The sequence below is a fragment of the Rhodococcus sp. 66b genome, assembly GCF_002076325.1.
In the GTDB taxonomy this organism is placed as follows: Bacteria; Actinomycetota; Actinomycetes; order Mycobacteriales; family Mycobacteriaceae; genus Rhodococcus_F; species Rhodococcus_F erythropolis.
In genome coordinates, this window is record NZ_MUZB01000005.1 from 160467 (window position 1) to 174128 (window position 13662).

Here is a 13662-nt window from a genome sequence, read left to right on the forward strand (position 1 = left end):
CCTGTCGGACCCGCGCTTGTCACCCGAATTGCGGTGGAACTGCGTGAGCAGATCCACGTCGGGAAACCTGGTCATCACCCGGGGCACCCCACCGCGGTTGGAGGGTTGCCGTCCAGCGAGCCGGGGCTTGACGCTGGCACTCATGACCAAGTCGGATTCTACCGGGAAGTGAGCGCAGTCCTGACGCGGGGCGAATTGTGAGCCGCAACCGCACACGAGACAGAGCGACGCAGCCCACTAGCAGGCAAAAGTTACTCGCGAGTAGAGACCGATGGGTGGACCTGCCGGTTGCGGCCTCACGGGTTAGCAGTACGCTTGTCTTGTTTGGGACTCATCTCCCGAGATCAGTCCACACCGTCTAGGTTTGATAATCGAACCGTTCGCGGACCCACTCACAAAGTGTGACCGCAACCGTGTAACCAGGGAAACTTCCTAGGAGGACGCGAAGCACCCATGTCCAAAATCAAGGTTGAGGGCACCGTCGTCGAACTCGACGGCGATGAGATGACGCGCATTATCTGGCAGTTCATCAAAGACAAGTTGATCCATCCGTATCTCGATGTGAACCTCGAGTACTACGACCTCGGTATCGAGTACCGCGACGAGACCGACGACCAGGTCACCATCGACGCAGCGCACGCGATCCAGAAGCACGGCGTCGGCGTCAAATGCGCCACGATCACGCCGGACGAGGCACGTGTCGAGGAATTCGGTCTCAAGAAGATGTGGCGTTCCCCGAACGGAACGATCCGCAACATTCTCGGCGGCACGATCTTCCGCGCACCGATCATCATCTCCAACGTTCCGCGACTCGTTCCGGGCTGGACCAAGCCGATCATCATCGGCCGTCACGCATTCGGCGACCAGTACCGCGCCACAGACTTCAAGGTCCCCGGCCCCGGCAAGGTGATGATCACCTACACGCCTGAGGACGGCAGCGCACCGATCGAGCACGAACTGGTCAACTTCCCCGAAGAGGGCGGCGTCGTCCAGGGGCAGTACAACTTCACCACGTCCATCCGTGACTTCGCTCGCGCGTCGCTCACCTACGGACTGCAGCAGAACTACCCGGTGTACCTGTCCACCAAGAACACCATTCTCAAGGCGTACGACGGTGCCTTCAAGGACATCTTCCAGCACGTCTACGAGACCGAGTTCAAGGCTGAGTTCGATGCCGCAGGTCTGACCTACGAGCACCGCCTCATCGACGACATGGTCGCTTCCGCACTCAAGTGGGAGGGTGGATACGTCTGGGCATGCAAGAACTACGACGGCGACGTCCAGTCCGACACCGTGGCCCAGGGCTTCGGCTCGCTCGGCCTCATGACGTCGGTTCTGCTGACACCGGACGGAAGGACCTGTGAGGCAGAGGCTGCTCACGGCACCGTGACGCGTCACTACCGTCAGCACCAGCAGGGCAAGCCCACCTCGACCAACCCGATCGCGTCCATCTTTGCGTGGACCCGCGGACTCGAGCATCGTGGCAAGCTCGACAGCACCCCTGAGGTCATCGGCTTCGCGCAGGCGCTCGAAGACGTTGTCATCAAGACCGTCGAAAGCGGCCAGATGACCAAGGACCTCTCGATGCTGGTCGGCGGCGATCAGGGCTACCTGACCACCGAGGAGTTCCTCGGCGCACTCGACGTGAACCTGCAGAAGGCCATGGCCGCGAAGTAGATTCACTGTTTCACCTTCTGATGGGACGTCCGGGAAACCGGGCGTCCCATTTGTGTTCGCGGTCTCACGTGAGTGAACTCACCCGCTCTCACTTGGAAGTTCAACCAGGTGTGAGACCACAATTGATCAGTGACTTCGTCTACCCTCTCCCGTTCTGACACCTCGACACCCGGGGTTCGTTCCGCCAGAGGTCCAGCGATGCTCGCTCTTGCCCTCGGCGGTTTCGGTATCGGCACAACCGAGTTCGTCGCCATGGGATTGCTCCCGGAAATGGCATCCGGGCTCGGCGTCTCGGAACCCATCGCTGGTCACGTGATCTCGGCGTACGCGCTCGGGGTTGTCGTCGGTGCTCCGCTGATCGCTGCTCTCACCGCACGGGTACCGCGCCGCACCCTGTTGATCGCACTCATGGTCGCATTCACCGTCGGCAATGCCGCTTCGGTCTTTGCGCCCTCGTACACGACGCTGATGATGGCTCGATTCGTCGCCGGATTGCCGCACGGCGCGTACTTCGGAGTCGCCGCACTGGTCGCCGCTCATTTGGCCGAACCAGGTAAACGCGCGAAGGCCGTGGCGATGGTGATGATGGGTCTGTCCGTGGCCAATGTGATCGGGGTGCCGGTCGCGGCCTGGATCGGCCAGGCACTCGGCTGGCGCAGCGCCTTCGCCTTGGTCGCCGTGATCGGGGTGGCAACCGTTGCTTCGCTGTTCGTCTGGATTCCGCGGTTGGACGGTATGCCGGTGACGAATCCGATCACCGAACTCGGGGCGCTGGGCCGCGTTCAGGTGTGGATGACCCTGATCGTGGGAATGGTCGGATTCGGCGGGATGTTTGCCGTCTACACCTACATCAGTACGACGCTCACCGACGTATCCGGTCTCGGTGCTTCGTTCATTCCTCTGGCGCTCATGCTGTACGGACTGGGCATGGTCGCCGGCAACTTCGTCGGTGGATACCTCGCGGATCGCGCACTGATGAAGGGTTTGTTCCTGTCGATGGGATCCCTCGTGGTGATCCTCGCGGTCTTCGTGATCGCCGTGCGCAATCCGTACACGGCGCTTGTCTTCGTCTTCCTCATCGGGCTTGCCGGGTCCTCGATGGTTCCTGGCCTTCAAACACGGTTGATGGATGTCGCCGAGGACGCTCAGACCTTGGCGGCGTCTCTCAATCACGCCGCGCTGAACATCGCCAATGCCTTCGGAGCGTGGATCGGCGGCGTCGTCATCGCGGCCGGTTACGGGTACACCGCACCGGCAGCGGTTGGGTCGTTGCTGGCCGTCGCGGGTCTCGTCGTGCTGGCGGTTGCGGTGATTCTGCAGCGTAGGGCCGTGCGCTGACCTGGGCGCCCATCCGCGTCGGTGGAATCGGCTACGGTGCTTGCCGTGCCACAAACTGCTGACTCCCACATTCTTGCGCCCCACACCATCACGTCCGTGAACGTCAACGGCGTTCGAGCAGCTGCCCGCAAGGGCATGCTCGACTGGCTGGAGAAGACGTCGGCGGATTTCATCTGCCTTCAGGAAACGCGTGCGTCGGACGATCAGCTTCGCGAGACTCTCGAACCAGCGCTCGGCAACGGATGGTTCCTCGTCTCCGCCGAGCCGTCCGCGAAGGGACGCAACGGAGTCGCTGTGCTTTCACGCACGGAACCCGACGCGGTGCGGATCGGTCACGGGGACGACGAGTTTCTCGACGCCGGTCGATACATCGAAGCCGACTTCGCGGATCTGACCGTCGCGAGCCTGTACCTGCCCTCCGGTGAGGCGCTCACGCCGAAGCAGGAGGAGAAGGAGCGGTTCATGGCGTCCTTCGCAGTTCACCTCGCCTCCACCGCTGCGGCGGCCGAGGCTGCCGATCGTCACGTGGTGGTCAGCGGCGATTGGAACATCGCGCACACCGAACTCGACCTCAAGAACTGGAAGACCAACAAGAAGTCTTCGGGATTCCTCCCCGAGGAGCGCGCCTGGATGGATCTGCTGTTCGCCGAAGATTCCGCGTGGGTCGATGTCTTCCGCACCCTCCATCCGGGTGTCGACGGTCCGTACTCGTGGTGGTCGTACCGCGGCAAGGCATTCGACAACGATTCGGGTTGGCGTATCGACTACCAGGTTGCCACCCGCGGATACGCCGAGCGGGCCAAGGTTGCCATCGTGGAACGCGCTGAGTCCTACGACCTCCGTTGGTCGGATCACGCGCCTGTCACCGTCTCGTACCGGTAGGAGCGCTCGTGCCTGAAGGACTGAAAATGCCGAGCGCAAAGACGCGCAACGCCATCATCACCGTCGTGGTGGCGGTGGTGGCGCTCGTACTGGCGGTAACCCTTTCTTCACGTGACTCCGACAGTTCGGCGTCGTCGGTTGCGAAGTCCTCGAGTGCCCAGTCCTCGACTGTTCAAGCCAAGCCGGGTGCTACCACCAAGGCCGCGCCGTCGAGTTCCGCGCCGTCGAGTTCCGTGCCCTCGAGCTCCGCGCCCTCCAGCTCCGCCGTCAAGACAACGCAGCAGACGAACAGCGATGCGCCGACGCGCGTTCTCGCCACGCTCGTGGAGATCGACGCCGGGCGGTGGCCGGATTCCGCCAATGCGCCGGGCACCAAGGGCGGCATCACCTTCCGCAACAGCGAAGGGCGTCTGCCCGCTGTCGGTGCCGGTGGCGGACGTGTCGTCTATCAGGAATGGGACGTCAACGCGAAGAAAAACGGCCAAGGTCGTGATGCCGAGCGAATCGTCACCGGTAACGACGGTTCGGCGTGGTACACCCTCGATCACTACGACACGTTTGTGAGGATTCGCTGATGTCGGACTCGTCTACGGTCAGCGTGGCGCAGTGGCTGGATCCGTCTTCGGATGTGGCTTCGGTGGCCCTGCAGAGCGACCCGGCCGTTGCGGATGATCTTGCACGTGAACTTCGTGGCGAGAATTTTGTCGTTCGGGTGGTTCGCGGAGAGAACATGCGAACAACGGCGCAGGTCTTCGACGAGTTCGCGGCAGCCTTCCAGTTTCCGTCCCACTTCGGGCGCAACAAAGACGCTTTCGACGATGTCATGCGCGATCTCGACGACGTACTCGGACTCGGCGCCGGATATGTAGTTGTGATCCGAGGTGCGGGTTCTCTACTGTCCGAGCAACAGGATCAGTTGGAGTGGTTCCGCGAAACGATGGACTTCTACACCGAAGAATGGGAACCCGTCGTTTTCCGGACCGTCTACCAGTTCGGTGCGGAGGACCTCACCGCCCACGGTGAAGACCTCGTCGAACTCGACTACCCGGGCACCACGCCACTGCACTGATTTCCACTCGTGAAAAGATCGGAACCATGTCGACCCCTGCAGAACAGAAGCCCACCGCAAAGCCTCGCGTGCTTTCCGGAATCCAGCCGACGTCGGATTCTTTCCACCTCGGCAACTACCTGGGTGCGCTGCAGCAGTGGGTTCCGTTGCAGGACGATTTCGACGCTTTCTACTTCATTCCGGATCTTCACGCCATCACGGTGACGCAGGACCCGAAGGAATTGCGTCGTCGCACCAAGGTTGCGGTGGCTCAGCTCCTTGCGGTGGGGATCGATCCGGATCGGGCGACGCTGTTCGTACAGAGTCAGGTTCCCGAGCACGCACAGTTGGCGTGGGTCCTGAACTGCATCACCGGTTTCGGTGAAGCCAGCCGTATGACGCAGTTCAAGGACAAGTCCGCCAAGCAAGGCAGCGACAACGCCAGTGTCGGTTTGTTCACGTATCCGGTTCTGATGGCCGCGGACATCCTTCTGTACCGCCCGCAGCGAGTTCCGGTGGGTGAGGATCAGCGTCAGCACCTCGAACTCGCACGCGATCTGGCCGGCCGGTTCAACACCCGCTACGGCAAGGCGTTCGTTGTTCCCGAGCCGCAGATCATCAAGGGCACGGCAAAGATCTACGACCTGCAGGATCCGACCGCCAAGATGAGCAAGTCCGCCGCCAGTGCGGCCGGACTGATCAATCTGCTCGACGATCCGAAGGTGTCGGCAAAGAAGATCAAGTCGGCCGTCACCGACAACGAGCGCGAGATTCGTTTCGACCCGCAGGCCAAGCCGGGCGTCAGCAACCTGCTCACCATTCAGTCGGCTCTCTCGGGAGTGCCGATCGAGACTCTGGTGGCCGGTTACGAGGGCAAGGGGTACGGCGACCTCAAGACCGATACCGCTGACGTGCTGACCGAGTTCGTCACCCCACTCAAGGCGAAGGTCGACGGTTACCTTGCCGACGAGGCAGAGCTGGATCGCATCATCGCGGCTGGAGCGCACCGCGCCCGTGAGGTGTCTTCACGCACTCTCGCCGCTGTCTATGACAAGGTCGGATTCCTGGCACCGAAGGGCTGACTTACGCGAATTCGGACTCACGACGCCTGACCGAACATGAGGGGGACGGCAATGGCTGACACGGACGACGACGCACCGAGCTTTCTCGAGAAGCAACGAGCAGCGCGACCCTGGCTCGATCATCTGGTTCGCGCCGCAGGACGTTTCCAAGAGCAAAAGGGCGATTACTACGCTGCGGGAATCACGTACTTCAGTGTTCTCGCATTGATTCCGATCATGATGGTCGCGTTTGCAGTGGCCGGTTTCGTATTGGCCGGGCATCCCGAGTACCTGGAGTCGATTCAGGAGCAGATCACCAAGAGCATTCCGGGCAGCTTGGGTGACACCATCAACACGCTGATCGATTCGGCTATCGACTCGCGCGCGAGCGTCGGAATCTTCGGTCTCCTGGGTGCCGCGTACGCGGGTCTCGGTTGGATGGCAAATGTTCGCGACGCGCTGACGGCGATGTGGGAGAGCAAGCGCGAGCCGAAGGGTTTCGTTCGTACCAAACTCGGTGACGCAGGGGCCCTCATCGGTCTGGCTCTCGCCATGGTCGTCTCACTGGGAATGTCGGCGCTGAGCAGCGGGCCGGTTGCGACTCAGATCGTGAAATGGCTCAACCTCGAGAACATCACCGGTGTCGGCGTGGGGCTCAGAGTCGTTTCACTGTTGCTCTCACTCCTGGCGACGTGGGCGGTGTTCCTGTGGGTGATTGCCCGGCTACCGCGCGAGCCTGTCACGCTGCGCAGCGCCGCGCAGGCAGCGCTTATCGCCGCGGTCGTGTTCGAAATCTTCAAGCAGGTAGGTGCGATCTACCTCGCGGCCGTCACCAGTGGCCCGGCGGGCGTGGCATTCGGCCCGATCATCGGTTTGCTCGTGTTCGTGTTCACTGCGTCGAGGATGCTGCTGTTCTGCACGGCGTGGGCGGCGACGACAAAGGAAAGTATGGCTCTCGCCTTCGTTCCGCCGCCGGATCCGGCCGTGATCTCGCCGCGAATCGTTGTCAGTGACGGAGCTTCACCGTCTCGCGTGGCTGCGTTGATCGCCACGGGTGCGGTTGCCGGCCTGGGTCTTTCGGGCTTCATGCGCCGTCGGCCGCGCTAGCGCCTTCGACGGTTCAGGGCAACGGCTCCCGCCACCAGCGCGATCACCACAACTCCGCCGACAGCACCGATGAGGATGCGGTCAGTGGTGTCCGACTCGGTGTCGGTAGCGGTGGGTGCTGCCGAAATCGAGCCTGGTGCAGCGGCAGACGGTGTGCGAGTGACATCGGGCGTGGCATCGTCGGTCGATCGGTCCGTCAACGAGCCGACGGTTGTGCTCGCGGGGAGTGCATATCCGTAGTCGAGTAGACGGGCAGCCTGCTCCCACGGACGGATCGGCTTGGCTTCGCCGCCCATCAATGTCACCAGTAGTTTCCGGCCGTTGCGCTCCGCAGCACCGACGTACGTGTGGCGGGCGTCGTCGGTGAAGCCGGTCTTGCCGCCCAATGCGCCGTCGTAGTTGTAGAGCAACTGATTGTCGTTCGCGAGAGTGAATCCGGGGCGGTCCTGATCGTCAGGAATCGTCGGATCTTTGGGGAAGCCGGGAAACTCGACGGTTTCGGTATGGATCAGTCCGGCAAACGTCGGATTCTGGAGGGCTGTATGGAAGATTACGGCCAGGTCGTACGGTGAGCTGCTCATCCCTGGGCCGTCGAGTCCGGATGGAGTTGCCGTGCGGGTGTCGAGGGCGCCGAGTTCGGCCGCGAGCGCGTTCATTTTCGACACGGCTGCAGCGTCACCGCCGAGTTGGCGGGCAAGAGCGTGCGCGGCATCGTTTCCCGACGCCATGACCAGACCCTGCATCAGTTGCCGGTTGGTGTACTTGCCGCCCTTGCCGATGCCGACAGCGCTACCTTCAGCGTCCGCGTCTTCGGCAGTTGCGGTGATTTCGGTGTCGAGATCGAGTTCGTCGAGCGCGACGAGAGCCAACAGCATCTTGATGGTGCTGGCCGGTCGGTAGCGACCGTGCGGATCTTTCGCGGCGAGGACCTCACCGGTTTCGGCGTCCGCGAGTACCCATCCGGATGCCGCGATGTCGGCCGGGAGCGGGGGAGCGCCGTCAGGAAGTACGACGCCACACTCGCCGAGCTTGTCTCCACCGACAGGGCTTTCCGGAATCGGGACAGCAGTCGGGGCCGTGGATCCGGGCGCGGGTGCTTCGGAGAGATCGATCGCCGGCGCCGGGCTACTCGTGAACGGGCAGTTGTCGGTGTTGGGTGTTGTGAACGGTGCCTCGGTGGTGGTGGTGGGCGGCGGCGGGGCCGGTTGGGCGCCGGCCACTCCCGAGGTCCCTACGACACCGGTAAACGCAATGCTCCCTGAGAGCACTGTTCCGGCCACTGCCACTGCACACTTTCGACGCCACATCATCGATATACGAGGGTATGCGAACGTGAGGGAACGTCCGAATCGCCACGCAAGCAGAGGGATCGAAAACAGGCGATTCGGTTTGTACATCGGTCATAGTGGACGATCGCCGCTGATGAGTTCCACCACCACGCAGAGTCTGTAACAGTGGGGTAGTCGACTACTCGAATGGCGCACACGCACTGACGACAGGGGATCGGTATGGGCAAGATCGTGGTGACAGAATTCGTGTCTTTGGACATGGTCATGGAAGCGCCCGGTGGCGAACCGGGCTATGCGCACACTGGATGGGTCTTTCCGTACCAGGAGGGCGATCAGATGAAGTTCAAACTCGACGAAACCCTCGCCGCGGACGTGCTTCTACTCGGTCGACGGACCTACGAGAGCTTCGCCGGTGCCTGGCCTGAGCGCGAAGACGACCAAGGCTTTGCGGACAAGATGAACGAGATGCCCAAGTACGTCGTCACGAGTTCGACGGAGCCGCTCGAATGGAACAACTCGACGGCGCTCGACGGTCCCATCGAGGAATCCGTTCCGAAGTTGAAGGAACAGATCGACGGCGAAATCCTGGTCGCGGGAAGTCGGACGCTCGTCCACGCGTTGTTGCTGGCCGGTCTGGTCGACGAGCTACGGCTGATGGTCTTCCCGGTCATTCTCGGGTCCGGCGGGAGAGTGTTCCCCGAATCGGCCGACAAGATCGACCTCGAGTTGAAGGACGATCGTCGGTACGAATCCGGAGTTCAGGTGCTGACGTACCACCCCACGGTCGCGTAGACCTCTCGAAAACATCTGTGGCCGAGCCTCTTCGAGAGTCTCGGCCACAGATGTCTTGCGGCTAACTGTTTTCGGGGAAGCCGAGGTTGATGCCGCCGTGGCTGGGGTCGAGCCAGCGACTGGTGACGGCTTTACCTCGCGTGAAGAAATGAACACCTTCTGTCCCGTGAGCGTGGGTGTCACCGAAGAGGCTGTTCTTCCAGCCGCCGAAGCTGTAGTAGGCCATGGGAACCGGGATGGGGACGTTGATGCCGATCATGCCGACCTCCACCTCGTTCTGGAAGCGTCGGGCAGCGCCGCCGTCGTTGGTGAAGATGGCGGTGCCGTTTCCGTACGGGTTGTTGTTGATCAGTTCGAGGGCTTGGTCGTAGGTATCGACGCGCACGACGGAGAGAACAGGCCCGAAGATTTCGTCGGTGTAGATCGACATGTCGGTGGTGACGTGGTCGATGAGGGTGGGTCCAAGCCAGAAGCCGTCCGGTCCACCATCGGCCTGGACTGTACGTCCGTCGACCACGATGGTGGCGCCGTCCTTCTCGCCTGCATCGACGTATGAGGCGACCTTGTCGCGGTGGGCCTTGGTGACGAGCGGACCCATGTCGGAGTTCTTGGTGCCGTCACCGGTGACGAGGGGAGTGGTCCGCTCGACGATCTTGGCGACCAGTTCGTCGGCGATGTCGCCGACTGCGACCAGGGCGGAGATCGCCATGCATCGTTCGCCCGCGGAGCCGAATCCCGCGTTGACGATTGCGTCGGCGGCGAGGTCGAGGTCGGCGTCCGGCAGAACGATGGCGTGGTTCTTGGCGCCGCCGAGTGCTTGCACGCGTTTGCCGTTGGCGGTGCCGGTGGCATAGACGTACTGGGCGATGGGGGTGGATCCGACAAACGAAATCGCTTTGACTGCTTTGTTTTCCAGAAGTTCGTCGACGGCGAGCTTGTCACCTTGGAGGACGTTGAAGACGCCGGGGGGCAGACCGGCTTCGGCCCAGAGTTCGGCGAGCCAGATCGCCGCGGTGGGGTCCTTCTCCGAGGGTTTGAGAATCACGGTGTTCCCGGCGGCGATGGCGACCGGGAAGAACCACATCGGGACCATCGCGGGAAAGTTGAAGGGGGAGATGATGCCTACGGGGCCGAGGGGTTGGCGGATGGAGTAGACGTCGACCTTGGTCGATGCATTCTCGGTGTATCCGCCCTTGAGGAGATGCGGTATTCCGCAGGCGAATTCGACTACTTCTTGTCCGCGGCTGATTTCGCCGAGGGCGTCGGAGAGAACCTTGCCGTGCTCGGCTGTGATGATCTCGGCGAGTTCACCTTTGCGAGCGTTGAGGAGTTCGCGGAAGCTGAACAGTATCTGTGTGCGCCGGGCCAGGGAGGTGTCACGCCAGGCGGGGAAGGCCGCCGCAGCAGCGTCGATGACGGTGCGAGCGTCCTCGAGGTTCGCCAGGGCGAGTCGGCCGGTGATCTGTCCGGTGGCGGGGTTGGTGACGGGGGCGGTGTTCTCGGATGTTCCGGCGAACGACTTGCCGTCCAACCAGTGCGCGATGACACGAGTATCAGTGCTGGTCATGGTATTTCCTAGTGGTCTGGTGGCTCAGGAGTTCGGGGAGGTGCACTTGGCGACATAGTCGTTCATCGTCTCGCGCTGGTACCGGGAAACCTCGTGTGCGTTTTCGTTCTCGGCGAAGACGCTCGACACCATCACGGTGTTGTCACGATCGTAGAAGCCGAGTTTGCCGAGGCCGCCGAAGAATTCGTCCCAGTTGACGTCTCCGTCCCCGATTTTGAGGTGTTGATGCACTCGAACGGCATTGCCTGGCGGATTGGTGATGTAGCGAAGTCCGTGGGAACGGTGATGATCCATGGTGTCTGCCACATGTACGAGACGGACCATGTCGCCGGCGGCCTCCATGATGGCGGGAAGGTCCCCACCCATGTGGAATTGGTGGCACGCCACGATCACCATGCCGAGGTTCTTGGAATTCACGCCACGGATCGTGCGGATCGCGGCAAGTCCGTCTTCGACAAAATCGTCCGGGTGCGGGTCGATCAGGACGTCGATCCCCTCGCGTTCGATGATCGGAAGCAGTTCCTCCATCGAACGATAGAACGCACGCTCGGACTCTTCGGCTTTCTCGGGGCGGCCGGAGAATTCGGTGTTCATGACGTTGACACCGAGATCGACCGTGATCTGGATGGCCCGCTTCCAGTAACGCACTGCTGCTTCGCGAGCGTCCTCGTCCGGGCCGGACCACCGAAGGACCGGGAGCACCGACGCGATGCCGACTCCCGCACTCGCGCAGGCCTTCCGGAACTCGGTGACGAGCGCGTCGTCGGCTTTCGGGTGATTGAAGAACGGGATCATGTCGACGTGCGGTGTGAGCTGCAGGTACTCGTACCCGAGATCGGCAACAACTCGGGGAAGCTCCAGCAGCGAGTAATCGTGATGGAACGGGGTGGGATCGAGTGCGACCTTCATCGCTACGCCCCGGCCACAGAGTCGCGCGCAACCATGTCCACGACGACGCGCTGACCCGTCTCCAGAGACTTCACGCCAGCGGCGCAGACAGCGGCCGCGGCGTACCCGTCCCAGGCACCAGGTCCGTCGATGTAGTTGCCGGTGCCGGCGCCCGTCTTCACTGCCTTGATCCACCGGGCGAACTCGGTGTCGTATGCCTGCCCGAAGCGTTCGCGGAATCCTGGGGTGATCTGCCCACCCCAGTTGCCGGGCTTGGTCTTTCGGATCAGTCCCACGTCGAGTCCGATCATCGCGCTTCCGAGTTCGCCGACAACTTCGGTGCGCACTTCGTAGGCAACTCCGGTGGTGACAAACACCTCGGCGTCGACGTGTCTACCGGACTCGGTCTCGAATATCGCGATCTGTGGGTCTTGAATGCCTTCGGGAGCAAGCGAATTCGCAGACGGCCGAATTATCTGCACCGAAGTGATCTCTTCGTCGAGCAGGAATCGCGTCACGTCGACCTCGTGGACGAGTGAGTCCTTGACGATCATCGCGCTGTCGAAGCCGTTCGGAACCGCAGGATTGCGGTGCGCGCAGTGCACAACGAGAGGGCGACCGAGATCGCCGCTGTCGATCAAATCCTTGAGCTGGGTGAATTCGTGGTCGAACCGGCGCATGAAACCGACCTGGATCAGTTTCTTTCCCAGCGCTGCTTCGGCTTTGACGATCGCCAGCGAACTGTCCGCGTCGGTGGTCAGCGGCTTCTCGCAGAGAACCGGCTTGCCTGCTTCGAGGCAGGCAAGTACCTGCTTCTCATGGGTCGGGCCCGGGGTTGCGAGCACAACGGCGTCGACGTCCTCGGCTGCGATGGCATCGAACGGATCGACGACGACGCGTGACCCCGGCGTCAATGCTGCGATTTCCTCGGCGCGGGCAAGAGAGTAGTCGTTGACGACAGTGACTCGGGCACCGCCGATTTTGTTGGTGATGCGGTCGACGTGATCGGCCCCCATGATGCCGACGCCGAGCACTGCGATCCGGAGATCCTGGTTGTCAGACATGCGGTGGTACTCCTCGGTTGTGTTGCTCAGCTGAAACGGACGGCGGGAACGCCACAGGTGGACAGGTATTTCTGAGTGCGCTGTGCGATGGGCAGCGGTGTGTCGGGATGGCAGGGATACATGTCCTGCTCGACGATCGCGAACACGTCGATGCCGAGCTTCTCGATGGCCTCCAGAAGCGGCGGCATGTCCGGTATTCCGCGCGGTGGTTCGATCATCGCGCCGAGTTTGACGGCTTCGCCGAACGGCAGGTCCTCCGCCTCCACCTTGGCGACGATCGCCGGATCCACCTGCTTGAGGTGCAGGTACCCGATGCGCTCCGGATGCTTGTTGATGATGGCGAGATTGTCGCCGCCGCAGTAGCTGATGTGGCCGGTATCGAGGCACAGGTTCACGAAACGCTCGTCTGTACCTTCGAGGAACTTGTAGACGTTGTCCTCGATGTCGACATGGCTGTCGGCATGAGGGTGGTACTGCGCCATGACGCCGTACTCCTCGAGCATCGCCTTGCCGAGAGCGTTCATGCCGTCGGTCTTCTTGCGCCACTGCTCGGGAGTCAGATTGCGATCCTCGAGTACCACTCCGGTGGAAGGATCGCGCCACATCTCGGGGATGACCACTACGTGCTTGCCGCCGACGGCTGCGGTCAACTTGGCGACGTCCTTGATCTGATTCCAGACGGCATCCCAGGAATCGTCCTGGTGCAGGTGTTCGAAAACGGTACCGGCCGAAAGCTTGAGGCCGCGTGCTCCGAGTTCGTCAGTCAGCTTGGCTGGTTCGGTCGGAAGGTATCCGAAGGGGCCGAGTTCGATCCATTCGTATCCCGACGCGGACACCTCGTCGAGGAATCGTGTGTACGGGGTCTGCTGAGGGTCGTCCGGAAACCACACACCCCAGGAGTCGGGGGCTGATCCGACGCGAATCGCGCTCATGTCTAGATTCCTTTCGC

The 13662-nt window shown here is 62.2% G+C and carries 13 protein-coding genes and 1 riboswitch; of the genes, 8 read left to right on the forward strand and 5 right to left on the reverse strand.

Annotated features, from left to right (window positions below; all coding sequences use genetic code 11):
* Window positions 1–7: 7 nt before the first annotated feature.
* A riboswitch (SAM riboswitch) is annotated at window positions 8–148 on the reverse strand.
* Between the two features lie 305 nt (window positions 149–453).
* The 7 genes from B0E55_RS11005 to yhjD all read left to right on the forward strand — a co-directional run bounded on the left by B0E55_RS11005 (window position 454) and on the right by yhjD (window position 7113).
* A complete protein-coding gene (locus B0E55_RS11005) occupies window positions 454–1677 on the forward strand; it encodes an NADP-dependent isocitrate dehydrogenase (protein ID WP_019747659.1) in 1224 nt (407 codons plus the stop codon).
* 129 nt (window positions 1678–1806) lie between these two features.
* Entirely contained in the window at window positions 1807–3015 is a 1209-nt protein-coding gene (locus tag B0E55_RS11010) for an MFS transporter (RefSeq protein ID WP_021332495.1), read from the forward strand.
* 36 nt (window positions 3016–3051) lie between these two features.
* Window positions 3052–3897, forward strand: a complete 846-nt coding sequence (locus B0E55_RS11015; RefSeq protein ID WP_080909703.1) for an exodeoxyribonuclease III — start codon at window positions 3052–3054, stop codon at window positions 3895–3897.
* 26 nt (window positions 3898–3923) lie between these two features.
* Window positions 3924–4472, forward strand: a complete 549-nt coding sequence (locus tag B0E55_RS11020) for a ribonuclease domain-containing protein (protein WP_080909704.1) — start codon at window positions 3924–3926, stop codon at window positions 4470–4472.
* Window positions 4472–4966 (forward strand): barstar family protein, encoded by a 495-nt coding sequence (locus B0E55_RS11025; RefSeq protein WP_046378292.1) that lies wholly within the window; start codon window positions 4472–4474, stop codon window positions 4964–4966. The genes B0E55_RS11020 and B0E55_RS11025 overlap by 1 nt, the downstream gene beginning before the upstream one ends.
* A gap of 26 nt (window positions 4967–4992) precedes the next feature.
* Entirely contained in the window at window positions 4993–6027 is a 1035-nt protein-coding gene (trpS, locus tag B0E55_RS11030; RefSeq protein ID WP_003941025.1) for a tryptophan--tRNA ligase, read from the forward strand.
* 51 nt (window positions 6028–6078) lie between these two features.
* Window positions 6079–7113 (forward strand): inner membrane protein YhjD, encoded by a 1035-nt coding sequence (gene yhjD / locus B0E55_RS11035; RefSeq protein WP_020969131.1) that lies wholly within the window; start codon window positions 6079–6081, stop codon window positions 7111–7113.
* On the opposite strand, the gene B0E55_RS11040 is transcribed toward yhjD, so the two are convergent.
* Window positions 7110–8423, reverse strand: coding sequence for a D-alanyl-D-alanine carboxypeptidase family protein (locus B0E55_RS11040; RefSeq protein WP_019747665.1), 1314 nt, complete (start codon window positions 8421–8423; stop codon window positions 7110–7112). The genes yhjD and B0E55_RS11040 overlap by 4 nt on opposite strands.
* Window positions 8424–8621: 198 nt before the next feature.
* On the opposite strand from B0E55_RS11040, the gene B0E55_RS11045 reads away from it, so the two are divergent.
* On the forward strand, window positions 8622–9194 hold the full coding sequence (locus B0E55_RS11045; RefSeq protein WP_019747666.1) for a dihydrofolate reductase family protein: 573 nt from the start codon (window positions 8622–8624) through the stop codon (window positions 9192–9194).
* A 61-nt stretch (window positions 9195–9255) separates the two neighbouring features.
* Here B0E55_RS11045 and B0E55_RS11050 read toward each other — a convergent pair whose 3' ends face one another.
* Genes B0E55_RS11050 through B0E55_RS11065 form a run of 4 tightly spaced genes read right to left on the reverse strand, consistent with a single transcriptional unit; the run spans window position 9256 to window position 13645 of the window.
* Entirely contained in the window at window positions 9256–10761 is a 1506-nt protein-coding gene (locus B0E55_RS11050) for a CoA-acylating methylmalonate-semialdehyde dehydrogenase (RefSeq protein WP_080909705.1), read from the reverse strand.
* A 24-nt stretch (window positions 10762–10785) separates the two neighbouring features.
* A complete protein-coding gene (locus B0E55_RS11055; protein WP_080909706.1) occupies window positions 10786–11670 on the reverse strand; it encodes a sugar phosphate isomerase/epimerase family protein in 885 nt (294 codons plus the stop codon).
* A 2-nt stretch (window positions 11671–11672) separates the two neighbouring features.
* Complete coding sequence (locus B0E55_RS11060; protein WP_020969135.1) at window positions 11673–12713, reverse strand: Gfo/Idh/MocA family protein; 1041 nt, start codon at window positions 12711–12713, stop codon at window positions 11673–11675.
* A 26-nt stretch (window positions 12714–12739) separates the two neighbouring features.
* Window positions 12740–13645 carry a sugar phosphate isomerase/epimerase family protein gene (locus B0E55_RS11065; protein ID WP_080909707.1) on the reverse strand — a complete coding sequence of 302 codons (906 nt, stop codon included), beginning with the start codon at window positions 13643–13645 and terminating at the stop codon, window positions 12740–12742.
* Window positions 13646–13662 lie beyond the last annotated feature (17 nt).

What these genes read in the sequence shown, in the direction of transcription:
- B0E55_RS11005 (WP_019747659.1), top strand. Translation starts at nt 454, where the DNA reads ATGTCCAAAATCAAGGTTGAGGGCACCGTCGTCGAACTCGACGGCGAT.
- trpS (WP_003941025.1), top strand. Translation starts at nt 4,993, where the DNA reads ATGTCGACCCCTGCAGAACAGAAGCCCACCGCAAAGCCTCGCGTGCTT.
- B0E55_RS11025 (WP_046378292.1), top strand. Translation starts at nt 4,472, where the DNA reads ATGTCGGACTCGTCTACGGTCAGCGTGGCGCAGTGGCTGGATCCGTCT.
- yhjD (WP_020969131.1), top strand. Translation starts at nt 6,079, where the DNA reads ATGGCTGACACGGACGACGACGCACCGAGCTTTCTCGAGAAGCAACGA.
- B0E55_RS11050 (WP_080909705.1), bottom strand. Translation starts at nt 10,761, where the DNA reads ATGACCAGCACTGATACTCGTGTCATCGCGCACTGGTTGGACGGCAAG.
- B0E55_RS11060 (WP_020969135.1), bottom strand. Translation starts at nt 12,713, where the DNA reads ATGTCTGACAACCAGGATCTCCGGATCGCAGTGCTCGGCGTCGGCATC.
- B0E55_RS11040 (WP_019747665.1), bottom strand. Translation starts at nt 8,423, where the DNA reads ATGATGTGGCGTCGAAAGTGTGCAGTGGCAGTGGCCGGAACAGTGCTC.
- B0E55_RS11065 (WP_080909707.1), bottom strand. Translation starts at nt 13,645, where the DNA reads ATGAGCGCGATTCGCGTCGGATCAGCCCCCGACTCCTGGGGTGTGTGG.
- B0E55_RS11055 (WP_080909706.1), bottom strand. Translation starts at nt 11,670, where the DNA reads ATGAAGGTCGCACTCGATCCCACCCCGTTCCATCACGATTACTCGCTG.
- B0E55_RS11020 (WP_080909704.1), top strand. Translation starts at nt 3,924, where the DNA reads ATGCCGAGCGCAAAGACGCGCAACGCCATCATCACCGTCGTGGTGGCG.
- B0E55_RS11045 (WP_019747666.1), top strand. Translation starts at nt 8,622, where the DNA reads ATGGGCAAGATCGTGGTGACAGAATTCGTGTCTTTGGACATGGTCATG.